The 16,863-nt window shown below is 71.7% G+C and carries 15 protein-coding genes and 1 pseudogene; 4 read left to right on the top strand and 12 right to left on the bottom strand.

The features are described 5' to 3' along the window. Positions 1 to 122: 122 nt before the first annotated feature. On the bottom strand, positions 123 to 1,676 hold the full coding sequence (locus Q3Y56_RS03370) for an MFS transporter (RefSeq protein ID WP_304460476.1): 1,554 nt from the start codon (positions 1,674 to 1,676) through the stop codon (positions 123 to 125). Between the two features lie 62 nt (positions 1,677 to 1,738). Here Q3Y56_RS03370 and Q3Y56_RS03365 point away from each other — a divergent pair, with 62 nt between their 5' ends. After that, on the top strand, positions 1,739 to 2,746 hold the full coding sequence (locus Q3Y56_RS03365) for a YafY family protein (protein ID WP_304460475.1): 1,008 nt from the start codon (positions 1,739 to 1,741) through the stop codon (positions 2,744 to 2,746). A 32-nt stretch (positions 2,747 to 2,778) separates the two neighbouring features. After that, on the top strand, positions 2,779 to 3,312 hold the full coding sequence (locus tag Q3Y56_RS03360; RefSeq protein WP_304460474.1) for an RDD family protein: 534 nt from the start codon (positions 2,779 to 2,781) through the stop codon (positions 3,310 to 3,312). Between the two features lie 20 nt (positions 3,313 to 3,332). Here the strand turns inward: Q3Y56_RS03360 and Q3Y56_RS03355 are convergent, their stop codons facing one another. From Q3Y56_RS03355 to ctaD, 11 genes and pseudogenes are all read right to left on the bottom strand, one after another. Next, the gene (locus Q3Y56_RS03355) at positions 3,333 to 3,884 is read right to left on the bottom strand and encodes an ATP/GTP-binding protein (protein WP_304465459.1); all 552 of its coding nucleotides are present in this window, start codon (positions 3,882 to 3,884) and stop codon (positions 3,333 to 3,335) included. A 73-nt stretch (positions 3,885 to 3,957) separates the two neighbouring features. Then, positions 3,958 to 4,323 (bottom strand): DUF742 domain-containing protein, encoded by a 366-nt coding sequence (locus Q3Y56_RS03350; protein ID WP_304460473.1) that lies wholly within the window; start codon positions 4,321 to 4,323, stop codon positions 3,958 to 3,960. Then, positions 4,323 to 4,727 carry a roadblock/LC7 domain-containing protein gene (locus Q3Y56_RS03345; RefSeq protein WP_304460472.1) on the bottom strand — a complete coding sequence of 135 codons (405 nt, stop codon included), beginning with the start codon at positions 4,725 to 4,727 and terminating at the stop codon, positions 4,323 to 4,325. Before Q3Y56_RS03345 ends, Q3Y56_RS03350 begins: the two co-directional genes overlap by 1 nt. Continuing rightward, entirely contained in the window at positions 4,724 to 7,087 is a 2,364-nt protein-coding gene (locus Q3Y56_RS03340) for a sensor histidine kinase (protein ID WP_304460471.1), read from the bottom strand. The genes Q3Y56_RS03345 and Q3Y56_RS03340 overlap by 4 nt, the downstream gene beginning before the upstream one ends. A 166-nt stretch (positions 7,088 to 7,253) precedes the next feature. Next, positions 7,254 to 7,637, bottom strand: a complete 384-nt coding sequence (locus tag Q3Y56_RS03335; protein WP_304460470.1) for an N-acetyltransferase — start codon at positions 7,635 to 7,637, stop codon at positions 7,254 to 7,256. A gap of 147 nt (positions 7,638 to 7,784) precedes the next feature. Then, a complete protein-coding gene (locus Q3Y56_RS03330) occupies positions 7,785 to 8,747 on the bottom strand; it encodes a hypothetical protein (RefSeq protein ID WP_304460469.1) in 963 nt (320 codons plus the stop codon). Between the two features lie 275 nt (positions 8,748 to 9,022). After that, positions 9,023 to 9,496, bottom strand: a complete 474-nt coding sequence (locus Q3Y56_RS03325) for an NUDIX domain-containing protein (protein WP_304460468.1) — start codon at positions 9,494 to 9,496, stop codon at positions 9,023 to 9,025. A 49-nt stretch (positions 9,497 to 9,545) separates the two neighbouring features. Then, a complete protein-coding gene (locus Q3Y56_RS03320) occupies positions 9,546 to 11,027 on the bottom strand; it encodes a branched-chain amino acid ABC transporter substrate-binding protein (protein ID WP_304460467.1) in 1,482 nt (493 codons plus the stop codon). 5 nt (positions 11,028 to 11,032) lie between these two features. Further along, the gene (locus Q3Y56_RS03315; RefSeq protein WP_304460466.1) at positions 11,033 to 12,916 is read right to left on the bottom strand and encodes a hypothetical protein; all 1,884 of its coding nucleotides are present in this window, start codon (positions 12,914 to 12,916) and stop codon (positions 11,033 to 11,035) included. A 240-nt stretch (positions 12,917 to 13,156) separates the two neighbouring features. Then, complete coding sequence (locus Q3Y56_RS03310; RefSeq protein ID WP_304460465.1) at positions 13,157 to 13,498, bottom strand: hypothetical protein; 342 nt, start codon at positions 13,496 to 13,498, stop codon at positions 13,157 to 13,159. Beyond that, positions 13,495 to 15,140 (bottom strand): annotated as a pseudogene (ctaD, locus tag Q3Y56_RS03305) (cytochrome c oxidase subunit I). The gene Q3Y56_RS03310 and the pseudogene ctaD overlap by 4 nt, the downstream one beginning before the upstream one ends. Positions 15,141 to 15,235: 95 nt before the next feature. On the opposite strand from ctaD, the gene Q3Y56_RS03300 reads away from it, so the two are divergent. Together Q3Y56_RS03300 and Q3Y56_RS03295 are read left to right on the top strand one after the other, a co-directional pair. Then, positions 15,236 to 15,847 (top strand): RNA polymerase sigma factor, encoded by a 612-nt coding sequence (locus Q3Y56_RS03300; protein ID WP_304460464.1) that lies wholly within the window; start codon positions 15,236 to 15,238, stop codon positions 15,845 to 15,847. After that, on the top strand, positions 15,840 to 16,838 hold the full coding sequence (locus Q3Y56_RS03295; protein ID WP_304460463.1) for a CU044_5270 family protein: 999 nt from the start codon (positions 15,840 to 15,842) through the stop codon (positions 16,836 to 16,838). The genes Q3Y56_RS03300 and Q3Y56_RS03295 overlap by 8 nt, the downstream gene beginning before the upstream one ends. Positions 16,839 to 16,863 lie beyond the last annotated feature (25 nt).

Here is a 16,863-nt window from a genome sequence, read left to right as displayed (position 1 = left end):
ACTTCGGCCGCTCCACCACGGTGGCCGACGTGGCGGGGGCACGGTGCCGGCCCGGAACACCGGCGCCCGCGTACGGGGCGAAGCCGCCTCGTACGCGGGCGCGTTGGTGCCCAGGCCGTGCCTCAGGAGGCCGGCACCGGCTCCCGCGCGGCGTCGGCGCGCGGCGCCTGCGCGTCCTCCGACCCCGGCCCGGCGTCCGCGCCCTCAAGGTGCTGCTTGGGGCGGGCCGGCAGCGCGAACATCACCGCGAAGATGGCCGCCAGGACACCGACCACCCACCACAGGGAGTGCTGGAACGCCTCCGAGAACGCCTGGCCCGCCGTGCCCGGCGCGGCGGACAGCTGCTCCTCGTCGATCGCCCCGAAGAAGACCACCGACACCAGGCCGAGCCCGAGCGCGTTGCCCATCTGCATCGTGGTGTTGATGAGACCGGAGGCCGATCCGGCGTGCTCGCGCGGCACCTCCGAGAGCACCGCGTCCGTCAGCGGGGCGACGATCAGCCCCATGCCCGCGCCCATCACGACCAGCGGGAGCGCCATCTGCCAGGAGGCGATGTCCGTGCCGTACCGCCCGGCCTCCCAGATGTAGAGCACCAGCCCCGCGGCCATGGTCAGCGCACCGCCCTGGAGCACCTTCCGGCCGAAGCGCGGCACCAGCTTCTGCACGGACATGCCGGCCGCGGCCGACACCGCGAGGGAGAACGGGATGCCGGTCAGCCCGGCGCGCAGCTCGCTCCAACCGAGCCCGATCTGCATGTACAGCGTCCAGACCAGGAAGAAGATGCCACACGCGATGCCGAACGTCAGCTGCACCGCGATGCCGGCCGCGAAGCTCTTCACGCGGAACAGCGAGAGCTCGACCAGCGGCGACCCGTCCTTGCGCGCCTTACGACGCTCGTACGCCACGAACACCCCGAGGACGACGAGGCTGCCCGCCATCGACGCGTACCCCCACAGCGGCCAGCCCAGCTCGTGGCCGCGGGTGAGCGGGTAGACCAGCATCAGCAGGCCGAGCGTGACGAGCGCGACGCCGACGAGGTCGAGCTTCAGCGCCATGGGCGCCTTGGACTCGGTGATGTACTTCCGGCCCAGCAGCAGGCCCATCAGTCCGACCGGCAGGTTGATCAGGAAGATCGGCCGCCATGCGAGGCCGAAGAGGTTCCACTGCGTGAGCAGCGCGCCCAGCAGCGGGCCCGACACCGCGCCCAGCCCGACGACCGCGCCGAACAGGCCGAAGACCTTGCCGCGCTCGTGCGCGGGGAAGGTGGCGTGCACGATCGACAGGACCTGCGGCACCATCAGCGACGCCATCACCCCCTGGAGGAGCCGGGCGGCGATGAGCACCTCCGGGTTCGGGGCGAGCCCGCAGAGCGCGGAGGCGACCGTGAAGCCGCCGATCCCGATCAGGAAGAGCCGCTTGCGGCCGTGGATGTCGCCGAGCCGACCGCCGGTGATCAGTCCGGCCGCGAAGGCGAGGGCGTATCCGGCGGTGACCCACTGGATCGCGCTGAGCGAGGCGCCGGTGTCCCGCTGGATGCTCGGGACGGCGATGTTGACGATCGTGACGTCGACCAGGTCCATGAACGCCGCGGTCATCACGATGGCGAGCGCGAACCAGCGGCGGCGGTCGTTCTGCGGGGCCGCCTGGGCGGATGCCTGAGGTGCTGCTGAAGTCATACGACGAAACTAGAGGCCATATAGGTCAGATCTTGTCCCACATGGGCGGCATCCTTAAAGACATGACGGACACCACACCGGCACGACTGCTGACCCTGCTCTCCCTGCTCCAGACCCCGCGCGAGTGGCCCGGCGGCGAGCTCGCCGCCCGGCTGGGCGTCAGCAGGCGCACCGTACGACGTGACATCGAGCGGCTCCGCGAGCTCGGCTACCCGGTGCAGGCCACGATGGGCGCCGACGGCGGCTACCGGCTGGTGGCGGGCAAGGCCATGCCGCCGCTGGTCCTCGACGACGAGGAGGCGGTGGCGATCGCCGTCGGGCTGCGGGCCGGGGCCGGACACGCGGTCGAGGGCGTGGAAGAGGCGTCCGTACGGGCCCTCGCCAAGCTGGAGCAGGTGCTGCCCGCGCGGCTGCGGCACCGCGTCGCCAGCCTCCAGGCGGCGACGGTGCCGCTGGTGATGGGCGGCGGCGGCGACGCCGCGACCGTGGACCCGCACACACTGACGGCGATCGCGGCGGCGGCCACCGGAAACGAGCGGCTGCGCTTCGGCTACCGCTCGGGCGACGGTACGGAGAGCCGCCGACGGGTGGAGCCGCACCGGCTGGTGTCGACCGGGCGCAGGTGGTACCTCGTCGCGTACGACCTGGACCGCGACGACTGGCGCACCTTCCGCGTCGACCGGATCGGCGAGGTCTTCGCGACGGGGGCGCGGTTCGCTCCGCGGGAGCTGCCCGCGGGGGGTGCGGCGGAGTTCATGACCCGCTCGCTGTCCCGGCTCCAGCCCACGCACCGGCTGGACGTCACCTTCGAGGCGCCCGCGTCCTTCGTGGCCGCCCGCCTGCCCGCCTCGCTGGGCACCCCGGAACCGGTCGGCGAACGGGCCTGCCGCCTGCGCACCACCGCCGCGGACTCGCTGGAGTGGCTGGCGCTCCGGCTGGCCCTGGTCGACTGCGAGTTCCGCGTCCACGAGCCTCAGGCGCTGGTCGACCACCTGCGCGGCCTCGGCGCCCGGCTCGGGCGCGCGGCGCGCGGCACGGAACAGACGGACGCGTCCCGAACGGATTTGTGAGGGGTGGTGCGCATACGGTTGGATCAAGGCCTGTGAACAGCTACCCTCCGCAGCAGTCCCCTTACGGACACCAGCCGCCGCAGGCGCCGTACGGATACCCGTATCCGCAGCAGCCCTACCCGTACATGCCCATGGGACCGGCCGGGCCGCCCCCGCACCTCCTGGCCGACCCGGGCTCCCGGCTGGGTGCCCGGCTCCTGGACGCCCTCTTCGTGTTGGTCGGCTGCATCGTGGCGAACATCCCGTCGTTCATCGCCCCGAGCCTGGCCACCCGCATGGTGGGCATCCTGGCCTTCGTCGCCGCCTTCGCGGTCTACGAGCCGGTGATGCTCGCGACGCGCGGCGCCACGTTCGGCAAGCAGATATGCGGACTGGGCGTCGTGCGCCTGGAGGACGGCGGGAAGATCTCCGGAGGAAAGGCCTTCGGCCGCTGGGCCATCAGCCTCCTGATGGGCATCGTCCCGATCCTCGGCCTCCTCAACATCCTGTGGTGCTGCTGGGACAAGCCCAACCGCCAATGCCTCCACGACAAGGTCGTGACCACCGTCGTCATCCGCACCCGCTGACCGGTCCCGGGGCCGCCGTCTCAGACGGTGGCCGCGGCCCGCGCCCTGGCGATCAGCAGGTCCAGCAGGGCCAGCAGCGCGCCGCGGACGTCGTCGCGGGAGCGGGCGTCGAGCATCAGGACGGGCGTGGCCGGATCGCCCAGCCGCAGCGCCGCCCTGATCTGCCCGGCGGTGTACGGCTGTTCGCCGTCGAAGCAGTTCGCCCCGACGATGAACGGCAGCCCGCGGCTCTCGAAGAAGTCGACCGCGGCGAAACTGCGGTCCAGGCGCCGGGTGTCGACCAGGACGACCGCCCCGAGGGCCCCCTGCAGCAGGTCGTCCCACATGAACCAGAAGCGCTCCTGGCCCGGGGTGCCGAACAGGTACAGGACGACCCTGGCGTCGGTGAGGGTCAGCCGCCCGAAGTCCATCGCGACCGTGGTCGACGACTTCGACTCGATGCCGTCGAGGTCGTCGACGCCGATGCCCGCGGTCGTCAGGCGCTCCTCGGTGCGCAGCGGCTCGATCTCGGAGATCGCTTCGACCAGGGTCGTCTTGCCGACCCCGAATCCCCCCGCGACGAGGATCTTCACGGGCGATTCCGTCTGCGAGCCGGTGGCGTCGGCCCCGCCGGCGGCGGGGCCGACGGTGTCGTCTCCGGTGGTGTCATATACGGGCAAGGCTGTCCCTGATTCTCATGAGCACGTGGACATTGGACGTCTCGGCGGCCTCCAGCGGCGGCCGGTGGTGGATCAGGCCGCGGTCCGCGAGTTCGCCGAGGAGCAGCGTCATCGGGGTGAGGCGCATGTGCATACGGGCGGCGATCTCGGCGACCGCCCGGCCGTTCGGCGGCCGGCACATGGCGAGGACGGCCTGCCACTCGGTGGACAGGCCATGGCGTGCCTCGGCCGTGTCCGCCGCCGTGATCATCGTGTCCATGGTCAGGACCGTGTCGGGCACGGCCGTACGCCCGTCGGTGAGGGCGTACAGCCGCGTCCGGCGGCCCGTTCCGCGCTGCGGCTCCTGCGGCATTACCGCTGGGGGTTCCGTACGCGGTCCGGCGTGCCCAGCCACTCGCCGAGCGCCTGCGCGGTCCGTACGGCCTCGCCGCCCAGCTCCCCGAGCCGGGCCTTGCGCGAGGTCACGACGATGAGGGTGCTGCCCTCGCCGCACCCGACGACGCACAGGTACCTGTCGTCCATCTCGACCAGCTGGCGGATCACCCGCCCGCCGCCGACCTCCCGGGATATCGCCTTCATCGTGGCCGCGATCCCGGAGGCCGCCGCGGCCAGCCGCTCCGCCTGGTCGCGTTCCAGCAGGTAGGCGCTGAGCCTGATCCCGTCGTTGGACAGGAGCACCGCTCCCTGGATGCCGGCGATCCTGCTGAGGTTGTTGTCCAGGATGCTGTAGATCACGTCGTTCGGTGTCGTCGTCATGGCCTGTCCTGTCGGAGCTCTGCTTCCACTGTCTGCGTGCCGTCCTCGTAGTCGGCCCAGGCGTCGGCCACCTCTTCGGGGGTCGCGGTGTCCTGGCCGACCGTCTCCTCCGCGCGCGGCGCGCGCAGTTGCCGGGCGATGTGCGTCTGCGGGACCCGTTCGGGGAGGGGCGGTGGTGCGGGGCGGTCCTCCGCGGGAGTACGGGACGGCAGAGCGGGGAGCCGCGGAGCCGGGGACGGGGCGGCGGCGGACTCCGGAGCAGGGGACGCGGGATCACGGGAGTCCGGAGCAGGGGACTCGGGATCAGGGGACCGGCGCACCGGCGTGGGCCGCAGGTGCCGGACGACCTCCCGCTCGCCTTCGCCGCGCGGTCGCGGCGCGGGGGCGGGCTCCGGCGGCTCCGGCGACGGCTGCGGCTCCGTCCGCACCAGGTGTCCCGAGGGGATGATGACGACGGCCGACGTGCCGCCGAAGGCCGAGCGGCGCAGCGTGACCCGGGCCCCGAGCTGCTCGGCGAGGTGGCCGACCACGAAGAGGCCGAGCCGGTGGGCGTTCTGCGCCAGCACCGCGTACGGCGGGGCGGAGTGCAGCCGGCCGTTCATCTCCTCGTACCGCTCGGGGGCGACGCGCGGGCCGCGGTCCTCGATCTCGACCGAGAGCCCGTCGGTGACGGCCTCCGCCCGGATGACGACCTTGGACCTCGGCGGGGAGAACCGCGTGGCGTTGTCCAGCAGCTCCGCCAGCAGATGGCTGATCTGGCTGATCGCCCGCGGCTCCACGCTGACCTCGTCCAGGGCGTGCCGCTCGATCCGCCGGAAGTCCTCGACCTCCGCGGCGGCCTCGCGCAGCAGGTCGGCCACGCGCATGGGCTCGGTGTGCGGGTCCGGCACCTCGCCGCCGGTCAGAATGAGGAGGTTCTCGATCTGCCGCCGCATGCCCACCGTCAACTGATCCGACCTCATCAGCTGCGCCAGCAGCGCCTCGTCGTGGCCGAAGGTGTCCTGGAGGTCTTCGGTGAGGGTCAGCTGCCGGCTGACCAGGTTCCCGGTACGCGAGGCGATGCCCGCGGCGAACAGGCCGAAGCCGTGGCGCTCCTCGGCGAGCTGCCGGTGCCCGTCGACCGACACGGCGACGACCCGGGCGAACGCGTCGCTGATGCGCCCCACCTCGTCCCGCTCCCCGCTGGGCCCGGGCAGCGCGTCGGCGTCGACGGACTGCCCGCGCTGCAACCGGGCCACGACCTCCGGCAGCGTCTGCTCGGCGACGGTGACGGTGCGCTGGTGCAGCCTGTTCATGCGGCGCAGCACCGAGCGGGTGGCGAACACCACGACGACCACGACGAGCAGCAGCGCGCCGCCGCTTCCCGCGACGAGCCAGGCGACCTCCGCCTCCAGCTCGTCGGCCTTGGCGTCGGCGTGCGCGAGCACGCCCCGCTGCCGGTCGGTGTTGAGCTCGGCCAGCCGCGGGGCGATCTCCTCCCGCGCGGCCCGCCAGCCGCCGACCTCGTCGGGCAGCCTGACGCCGTGTGCGTTGTCCGTGTGGTCGGTGATGACCGCGTTCTCGATGGCGGTCTTGGCCCGCCACGCGTCCGAGGCGGCGATCCGATCGTAGGTCTTCCGGTCTTCGGCGGGCAGTTCCGGGACGATCCACGTGTCGTACAGATAGCGGTGGGCGCCGACGGTGTTGATGAACTCGGCGAACCGTGCCGCGCCGAGCTGCTTGGACGGCCCGGACAGCGCGAGGATCGTGTCCTCGCGCGCCAGCAGCTCCGAAGCGGACAGCAGGGCGACCACAGGCCGGCTCTCCTGGGTGAGCTCGGCGTCGTCCATCTGGCTGAACTGCTGGTAGACGCGGATCATCCGGTCGATCACGTCGGTGTAGTAGCCGATGACCTGGTCCGCGCTGCCGTCGCGGGCGTCGGCGCTCCCGCGGTGGGTGTCGAGCTCGTCGAGGTGGTTCCGTACCTCCACGACGTAGCGGTCCGCCCGCTCGCTCTCGGCCGCGCCGTGGCCGGCCGACCGGCGGAAGACGGCCGCGGCCCGGTCCGTGGCCGCCCGCTGCTTGCGCAGTTCCTCCTGGGAGACCTTCGAGCCCGCCCACCAGGCGGCCGTCGCCGCGCGCTCGGCCTGCATCTCGACCATGAGCCGGTACAGGGGGACGCCGGTGCGGTCGCCCGCCGCCACATCGGCGCGCAGGTTCTCCGACTGTTGCAGCAGACGCTCCGTGGTGACGGCGACCTGGGCCCCCATCGCCACGGTCGTCACCGCCGCCAGCCCGATGAGCAGGGTGCGCAGCCGTACGGTGCGCCGCCGGCGAGGTCGCGTCGGCTCGCCTGAGCCTTCGGATTCTGTGGAAGTCATCGGTCCTCGGGTGCGGAACGGGCAGGGGTGACCGGCGGCAGGGCATGACACATCGCCCGAACGGCAGGGCGAAAGTCGGCCAGGCTTCGGTGGAGCGCGTGTGGGGGGCGCCGATCATATCCAGCCACGTGGAAGAGCGAGAGGCCGGTGCGGTGGTGGAGGCGGGTTATCTCGTTCGCCCGCACATGTGCGGGCAGCGTTTGCCCCGTTTGGTGAAGGCTGCGCCCGTCTCGAGGGTCATGGCGGCGAAAAACAGCCGGCCTTCCCGTGACTGACGCGACGTGACCCAGTCGTACCCGGGGCCGCGCGCCAGCGCCTCGTGGATCGCCTCCCGGGCCAGTCCCTGGCGCTGCCAGGCGAGGGCGACGCAGATCTGCTCGACGCGTCCCGTCCGGCACGCGTGGCAGAGCTGGTAGTCCAGGCGGCCGACGGCACGGTCCCTGCCGTCCCGCAGGATGACCGTGTGGTGGCCCCCGGACGGGTGCGACCGGCCGTGCTGTAAGCGCACGGCCGGGCTGCGAGCTGCGAGGCGCCAGATCCTCCACTGCATGCGGCCACCGTATGGCCGCCGGACCCGCGCATCAACGTACATGCGGAAATAGCTGCTGACGCCTGGTGAATCCGTCATACGGGTCGATAGGCGGCGTGCGCCATGCCCCACCCTCCCCTGGGGCATGGCGCGGTGCGGGGCGTCGCGTCACACGATGCGGATGCCCAGCGCCCAGGCCGTGATCGTGGCCGGATCCGAGATGTGGTGGTCCTTGGCGGCCGCGCTGAAGTTGGGGGTCTGGGTGGTCGACGGTTCGAGCCGCCAGAGCATGTTGCCCGACCCGCGGTAGTGCACCTCGGCGCCGCCGCCCGTCAGGGCGTAACCCTGCTCCACGTCCGCCACCGCGGCCGGGTGCGCCGACTGACCGGAATCGGCCCGGCGGAAGCTGTTCCAGACGGTGCCGACCGGGAGGCGGCGCCGCAGCGCGATGGAGTACGCGCGGATGTTGGCCGGGTCGGAGACCATGTGGTCCTTCGAGCGCGCCTTCCAGGACGTCTGCGTGGCCGGGAAGGAGGCGGTGGCGAGGTTGCCGGACCCGTGCCAGTCCACCCGGAACCCGCCGCCGACGAGCACGTAGTCGTTCGACGACGGGATGCCGGCCTCGGCCTCCGGGTGCGGGGCCACGCCGCTGTCCGCGCGCGAGACGTACACCGACCGCAGCAGCTGGTCCCGGCTCATCCCGGCGATCTTCAGACCGATGACATAGGTCTCCAGCTCGTGCGGCTGGGGATCGATGTGGTCCTTCGAGCAGACGGTCCAGCCCGACAGATCGTCGGTGGGGTGCGACGCGGTGAGCAGCGCCCCGTTGCCGGTGTCCGTCGCCCTGGCGCCGCCGCCGATGGCGATCATGTCGCCGTCGCCGACGAGGATGGTCTCGTTGATCCAGTGCTGCTGGGCGGGGTTCCCGTGATGCGAGAACACCGACACGGTCACCTTGCCCGACGCGTCGTGGAAGGTGTTGAGCCGTGACCCCACGGAACTCAGCACGCGGCTCGGCGCCGGCGCCGGGGTCCTGGACGCGGCGGTGGCCGTGCCGCCACCGACGGCGACGGCCGCGGCGGCGCCCGCCGCGGCCGTCGCCGCCTTCAGTACATCTCTTCTGCTTCTCATCAACCTGCCTCTCTCCTCGGTCCCTGACGTGGCGTCGGGACGAGCGGAAACCGGACGGGCAGAGAAGCTAGCCGCGCCTCCGAAGATGCCGATATCCCCCGAAATAGCGGTTGACAGTGCGGCAATCCCGCCCGGGGCGGCCCTTCCCGCAGGTCCGCGGCTCGCGGGACCGATGCGTTCGATGCCCCGTGCGCCCGGTGCGGCCCTACAAGTCGTCCTATTCAGGCGCGCAGGTGATATGTCGGTCGGCCAATCTTGCCGGGGGAGGGAGGATCTCAGCCACCCGCCAGGAGTTCGACAAGGCGGTCGAGGAAGACCTGCTGCCTGGCCACGATCCTGTCCCGGGCCTGGTCAAGACCCCACCAGGCGACCCTGTCGAGCTCGGGGAACCGCTGGAGCCGGCCGGAGCGCGGCGGCCACTCCATCTCGAAGGTGCCGGGGACCACCAGACCGGGGTCCAGATCCCCTTCCACCGCCCAGACCGTCACCACCTTCCCGCCGGTCTGCCGGACCGACCCGAGCGGGACCCAGTCGCCGGCCGGCGGCGGCAGCCCGAGCTCCTCGGTGAACTCGCGCCGCGCCGCGGCCTCCGGTTCCTCCTGGTCAGGCTGGTACTCGCCCTTGGGCAGCGACCACGCGCGCGCGTCCTTCCGGGCCCAGAAGGGCCCGCCCATGTGGCCGAGGAGCACCTCGGTGACCGGGCCCGTCCGGCGGTACAGCAGGGTCCCGGCGCTCTGTCGTGCCGTCACCCCGCCAGTGTGCGGCGCGCCGGCGCTGCTCGCCCTGCGGGACGGCGTGTCACCCGCCCTGCGGCGGCGCGCCGTCGGCCGCCGACACCTCGACGAAGGTCGCCCGACCGTGTGAGTCGAGACTGAGGATCGGGACCGCCTTGTCGCGGGGGTTGCCGTTGTTCTGGAACGCGATGAAGCCGCTCGCCCCCGGCACCTGCTGATCGCCTTCCATCTGGTGGAACATACGGGCCACCGCCTCGCCGGTCACGTCGCCCTCCCAGCGGGCGGCCATCCTGATGGCCTGGGCGGCGGTGAGGACGGAGTCGTGCGCCACGATGGCGCCGCCGTCGTAGCGGGGGTCGTTCGGGAACCAGACGTCCAGGGTGCCGCCCTCCTGGAAGTGCTTCGCGGACGGAGCGGAGACGTTGTGGGGGGCCTTGCGCCACATGTCGGGGTGGGCCAGGCCCGTATAGAGCACCCGCACCCCGGTCTGCGCGGCGTACGCGAGCTGCTTCGCGGTGAGGTTCGTGGTGTCGTCGCCGGTGATGACGGTGAACTTCTGCTCCTGACAGGTGCGGTTGGCGATCGCGTCGAGGAAGTGCGTCAGGTGCTGCCCGCGGCCCGCGAAGTAGACCACCTCGGGCTTCCTCTGGCACAGCTGCCCGGGGATGAAGCGCAGCTCGTTCTCCCAGGCGCTGCGCACCGAGGAGTCGAAGGTCATCCGCTCCGCGACCAGCTGCTGGCCGCCGTCCTTGTCCGGGAAGGCCTCGGTGAAGGCGTCGCCCAGCGTCTTGGCGTACAGGTTGTGGCGGGCGACGTCCTGGACGACGACCGCCGTACGGACCTTCTGCCGCTTCAGGTACGCGGAGGCGGCGCGCGCCTCGTCGACGTTGGTGGGCGCGACCCGTACGAAGCCGTTGATGTCGCGGATGTTGGTGGCCGTCATGGAGCTGGCGACCATGGCGAGGCCGTGTGTCGACAGCCGCTTCAGGGACGCGAGGGTGCGGTCCGTGCTGGGGCCGAGCCCGGTGACGGCCACCAGCCTGTCGCCGGAGCCCTTCCGCTTGGCCAGCTCCCCGACGGTGTACTCCCACTGCGCCGCGCTGGTGCCCGTGTTGGCGATCAGCAGCCGGATCTTGGGGGAGGAGGGCAGGTCGCCGCGGTTGTGCCGGTACTGCGCGAGGTAGGCGCCCTCCAGTTCGTGCCGCACCGACTCCTCGGAGTTGCTGTCGTCGTCGGTGAGGGTGAAGGAGGTCATGTACGCGACGCTGACGTACGGCTCTTCGCCGGCGTTGTCCGCGACCCGGTCGTTCTCCTCCTTGATCTTCTTGATGACGCCGTCGAGATGGTCGTCGAAGCTGTACGAGCCGTCGGTGACCCCGACGCACTCGTCGGCCTCGCCCTTCTTCACCACGCCGTCCGCGCAGCGCGACCGGGCGTCCTCGAGCCAGTCCAGGGTCAGCGGCACGGCCACCGCGAGCAGGACGAGGACGACGGCGGTGATCGCGACGCGGCGCACGATGTGCAGCGGCCATTCGAGTCTGCGCATCGGGCTCACCCCTCGCTGGTGGACGTCAGCGGATGGCGCCAGTGGCGGTAGCGCTCCGCCTCGTTGAACAAAGCCACGATGTCGCTCCTCCGAATACGTGACAGCTGGTTGAACCCGTCGGCGATCAGGTTGTTCAGCCGCATCCCCGGGTCGGCGAGCGGATCGGTCCACACCCATCGCGCCAGGACCAGGTCGCGGATCACCGATTCGCTGGTGACGGCGGCCCGCGGGTCGTCCGGCGAGAGCCCGGCGAGCAGGTCGAGGGGGGTGCCGCCGCTCGGGAACCGGTTGGGCGCCGAGGTGATCGCGTTGAACTCGGTGATCCACTGCGCCGCCGGAACCGCCGGGAAGCGCTCGACCAGATGGCCGGTCACCACCTCGATCTGCTGGGTGGCGAGCCGGTGGTACATCTCCTGGACCGGACGCCGCTCCGCCGCGAAGTGCTCGGCGAGCAGCTCGTGCACGGTGTCCCAGTCACTGGGGCGCTCCGCCAGCCGCCACAGCAGCAGCCGCCGCAGCCACGGGTGGAGGGTCGGCGTCATCGTCCCCGGACTGAGCAGCAGCCAGCGCGCGCGGGCCTCGCTGAACAGCGCGTCACCGCGGCTCAGTATCCGCGCGCCGACGGACAGGTCGCGCGCGGCGGCGCATTCGGCCAGCGACTCGCGCTCGGCCTCGGCGAAGCCCTGGAGCAGATGGTCCAGGGCCGCGTCGGTGAGGGTACGGGGCTCCTCGCCCTCCTGAGCCGTCCGAGCGGGCAGCGCACGCAGCCAGCGGTCCTGGTCGGGCCCGTCCTCCACCGGGGCGCCGGGCTGCCGCAGCACGTCGAGCACCTGGCGTACGGCCCGGGGCAGACCGCCGGTCAGCCGGTGCACGAACGGGGCGAGCCGGGTGAACGGGGCGAGACCGGGATGGTCGTGTAACTCCAGCTCGATGCGGACGCGCACCTCGTCGAGGGTGAGATCGCGCAGCCGCAGCGGATACCACCAGGTGTCGTCGCTGTCGCGGCCGGGCCGGTGCTCGCGCCAGTCGTCCAGGGAGGCCCGGTCCGGGACCCGCAGCCGCCAGGGCCACTGATCGCCGGTGGCCGGGCCCCAGCGGGGCAGCCAGCGGTTGGCGCTCGCGACGACCGTCAGCGGGTCGCAGCCGGTGCCCGGCGCGAGGGCGTCGTCCCGCCGGGCGCGGATCAGCAGGTCGAGGAAGCGGCGGCCGCGTTCCGTATGGGAGTTGTCGAGCAGCAGCAGATACGAGCGCGGCATGAACGAGCGGTCCGCGTTGCGGCGCAGATCCTCCATGAAGGCCGAGAAGAGCACCCGGTCCAGCCGCTCCTGGTCGTCCTCGTCCCCCTCGTGCCGCCAGAGGTTGAGCTCCACCAGCGCGTCCCACGGGTCCCGGCTCCGGATCAGCGGATGGCCGCCGTACCACGCGGCACTGCCGGTGAACTTCCGGCCGGGCAGCCGCCGCCGGCCGCTGCGCACCGCGTCCCGCAGCAGCGCGAGGGCCGCGGTCGACGCGCCGTCGGGTGCCCCCACGGCGCCCCCCGCCACCTCGAAGAAGGCGGCGAGGTAGTCGCCGTAGCGGGCCTCGTTCTGCGCCTGGAAGTTGTCCAGCTCCTGGCGGATGCCGCGCCGCCCGTCGGCCAGGCTGGTCATCCGCAGCTCGTGGTCGGAGGCGAGCAGTCCGAGCGTGAGCCGGGGGAAGTGGGAGCGCCGGTACCGCGGCAGCTTGCGCTCCAGCTGCCGGGCGAGCAGGCCCAGGGCATAGCGCGGCAGCACCGACTGCTCGCCCCCGAAGCTGACGTAGGCGAACGGGTGCTCGGCGCCGAACTCCTCCATGAGAGCGCTGTGCGCCTCGCTGGCCCCGCTGCCCCGCGGCCCGAGGAGCGTGATCACGGGGCGCTCCTCGGCGGGGCGTTGCGCGAGGCATTGGCCGACCAGGGAGATGATCCCGTCACGGCCTCTGAGGCCCATGCCCAAACCGGACTCCGTCACGCCGCGCCCCCCGGTGCTACCTGTGGCCTGACTCGCTTTCAGTGACAGCAAGAATGCCCTGCGTCCGGTGGCCGTGCACGCGAAATGCCACGGATTTTCGCTCGGTTGCCGGGAGAAGCGCCCGCCGACGGGCCCGCGGCGCTACGGCAGTGCCACGGCCACGGCCACCACCCCCGCCAACACCGCCGCGCCGAGCAGGGCCGCCGCGAGGAGGCGGCTGCGCAGGGTGCGGTAGCGGTGCTCGTACTCGGCGCGCAGCTCGCCGCTGCGCTCGACCACGCGCTCCAGGAATCCCCGCGACACGCCCAGATGGTCCTGGGCGTAGAGCCGCTCCACCTCCTGGCGTTGGGAGTCGGTCAGCCACGGCATCCGTGAGCAGAAGGCCCGGGCGCGGGCGTGGGCCGTGTGCTTCTCCGCCTCCCAGAGGAGGAAGCCCTCGATGTCCTTGATCGTCTCGGCGGTGTTCATGTCCGAGGTGTTCACACCAGTGCCCCCTTCTCCTGGGCGAGCTCGTCGGCGGGCAGGCCGATCTCGGGGTGGTGCAGGTCGAAGGCCGGGGATTCGGAGCGGATCCGGGGGAGGGCGGTGAAGTTGTGCCGGGGTGGCGGGCAGGAGGTCGCCCACTCCAGCGAGCGGCCGTAGCCCCACGGGTCGTCGACCTCGACCTTCTTGCCGTACTTGGCCGTCTTCCAGACGTTGTAGAAGAACGGCAGGAACGACAGCCCCAGCAGGAACGAGGCGATCGTGGAGACGGTGTTGAGCGTGGTGATGCCGTCTGCCGCGAGATAGTCCGGGATGCGGCGCTGCATCCCCTGTGTGCCCAGCCAGTGCTGGACGAGGAAGGTGCCGTGGAAGCCGATGAACAGCGTCCAGAAGGTGATCTTGCCGAGCCGCTCGTCGAGCATCTTGCCGGTGAACTTCGGCCACCAGAAGTGGAAGCCGGAGAACATCGCGAAGACCACGGTCCCGAAGATCACGTAGTGGAAGTGCGCCACCACGAAGTACGAGTCCGAGACGTGGAAGTCCATCGGCGGCGACGCCAGGATGACACCGGTCAGACCACCGAAGGTGAAGGTGATCAGGAAGCCGACCGCCCACAGCATCGGCGTCTCGAAGCTCAACGACCCCTTCCACATGGTGCCGATCCAGTTGAAGAACTTCACACCGGTCGGGACCGCGATCAGGAAGGTCATGAACGAGAAGAACGGCAGCAGCACCCCGCCCGTGACGTACATGTGGTGCGCCCACACCGTCACCGACAGACCCGCGATCGCGATCGTCGCCGCGACCAGACCGCCGTAACCGAACATCGGCTTACGCGAGAAGACCGGGATGACCTCGGAGATGATGCCGAAGAACGGCAGCGCGATGATGTACACCTCGGGGTGCCCGAAGAACCAGAACAGGTGCTGCCACAGCAGCACCCCGCCGTTGGCCGCGTCGAAGATGTGCGCCCCGAACTTGCGGTCCGCCTCCAGCGCGAACAGCGCCGCGGCCAGCACCGGGAAGGCCAGCAGCACCAGCACACCGGTCAGCAGCACGTTCCACGTGAAGATCGGCATCCGGAACATCGTCATGCCCGGAGCGCGCATGCAGATGATCGTGGTGATGAAGTTGACCGAGCCCAGGATCGTACCGAAGCCCGAGAACGCCAGACCCATGATCCACATGTCGGCGCCGACACCCGGCGACCGCACGGAGTCCGACAGCGGCGCGTACGCGAACCAGCCGAAGTCGGCCGCCCCTTGCGGGGTCAGGAAGCCCGCCACCACGATCAGCGAGCCGAACAGATACAACCAGTAGGCCAGCATGTTCAGCCGCGGGAACGCGACGTCGGGGGCGCCGATCTGGAGCGGCATGATCCAGTTCGCGAAGCCCGCGAACAACGGGGTGGCGAACATCAGCAGCATGATCGTGCCATGCATGGTGAACGCCTGGTTGAACTGCTCGTTCGACATGATCTGCAGGCCGGGCCGGGCCAGCTCGGCGCGCATGAACAGCGCCATGAGCCGCCGAACAGAAAGAAGCCGAACGACGTGACCAGATACAGCGTGCCGATCGTCTTGTGGTCGGTGGTGGTCAGCCACCGCACCGCCGCGGGACGGCGGTCTTGCGTGATCCTCATGCCCTGTACGTGTCCGGCCCCCTGTGAGCCGTCACACGGGAAAGATCACAGGGCCGGGGTGTGACGACCGGGGCCATGCCGGACACAGACGGAACATGAGCACGGACGACGCATTCGCCGATGCCTATCGCGCGCACTACTGGGCGGTGAGCCGCTATGTGGCCCGGCGGTTGGACGGCCAGACCTACGAGGTCGAGGAGGTGGTCGCGGACGTCTTCGCCGTGGCGTGGCGGCGCAGGGGCGAACTCCCCGAGACGCCGCTCCCGTGGCTGTACGGCGTGGCGCGGAACTGCCTGGCCAACACCGTCCGGGGCCACGGCCGCTACCGCCGGCTGCTGCACAAGCTGGGACACCACGAGGTGACGCGGGGCGCCCAGATCGTGCACAGCCCCGACGCCGACCGCCCCGGGGCGTGGGTGCACGAGGCGCTGGCCCGGCTCTCGGCCGTGGACCAGGAGATCCTGCGGCTCACGAGCTGGGAGGAGCTGGACGTCGGCGAGCTCGCCGTGGCCCTGGGCTGCGGCCGGAGCGCGGCGGCCATGCGGCTGCACCGCGCCCGGCGGCGCCTGCGCGCGCAGATAGACCACATGCGCCCGGCACCGACGCCGGCCGTTCCGGCGGCCGCGGCCACGCCAGCGGCGACAGACAAGGTGGCGGCGACGACCGGCGCCGTCCCGGCACAGCAGAGGAACCGCGGCGATGACTGACGAACTGGAACTGCTCCGGCGGGCCAACCCCGTCTCCGCGGACGAGGGCCCCTGGCGCGACCGGCCCCTGGACAGCTGGGCGGAGCGACGCCTGAACCGGCTGCTGCACAGCGGGCGGCGGCCCGGAGGAGTACGGCGGTTCGCGCTGGGCGTCGCCGCCGCGGCCGTCGCCACCGTCACCGTCCTCACCCTCGCCTTCTCCGGCGCGACCACGGCCCCCGCGGTCGCCGCCCCGGTCGCGCTCGTACCGAAGACCGGGTCGCACGCCGTACCGCTCGACGAGATCGCCCGCCGGGCGAAGGGGCCGGCCGAGGGCAGCGAGGCGGGTCCGCGCCGGGGCAGCCACCTCCAGGCGTGGTACATGAGCATGGAGACGGGCCCCGACGCCTCGCGGCCGGTCACGCTCCCGGAGGAGCGCGTCACGCGCTGGAACGCCGACGGAAGCGGCTCGGAGCTGGTCGTGGCCGCCGACCCGGACCGGCCGGGCCGCACCGTCGTCGACGCCGGCGGCAAGTGGCGCACCGTCGACGGGGCGAGGATTCTCCAGCGCAAGAACTACCCGCCGGGGACCGGCGGCGGCCACGACGGCCTCTCCGGCCTCGAACCGCCGCACGACCCCGGGAGGTTGCGCTCGTATCTGTCGGACCTGTGGGGAGGCGCCGGCGACAAGCCGCCCCAGCTGCTGCAGGCGATCTCCTCGATGCTCCAGCAGTGGACGCCCGGCCCCCGCGAGAACGCCGCCATCGCCGCACTGCTGGCCGACATCGGCGGCCTCCGCGGCGTCGGCGTGGTCACCGACCGCCTCGGCCGGCCGGGGCAGGCGTACGTCTACGACGGGCCGGACGGCTTCTCGAACGGGACCCGGCACATGGTGATCCTCGACCCCGACGACGGGCGGGTCCTCGGCATCGAGGTCACCTTCACCAAGGATCTCGACGAGTTCCAGGTCAAGGCCGGGGACGTGATGTCCTACGAGGCGTGGCTGCCCTGACCGGCGGCGCGGCACCGGGCGGCTG

The organism is Streptomyces sp. XD-27, from assembly GCF_030553055.1.
In the GTDB taxonomy this organism is placed as follows: Bacteria; Actinomycetota; Actinomycetes; order Streptomycetales; family Streptomycetaceae; genus Streptomyces.
This window is presented reverse-complemented; position numbering and strand designations above follow the sequence as displayed.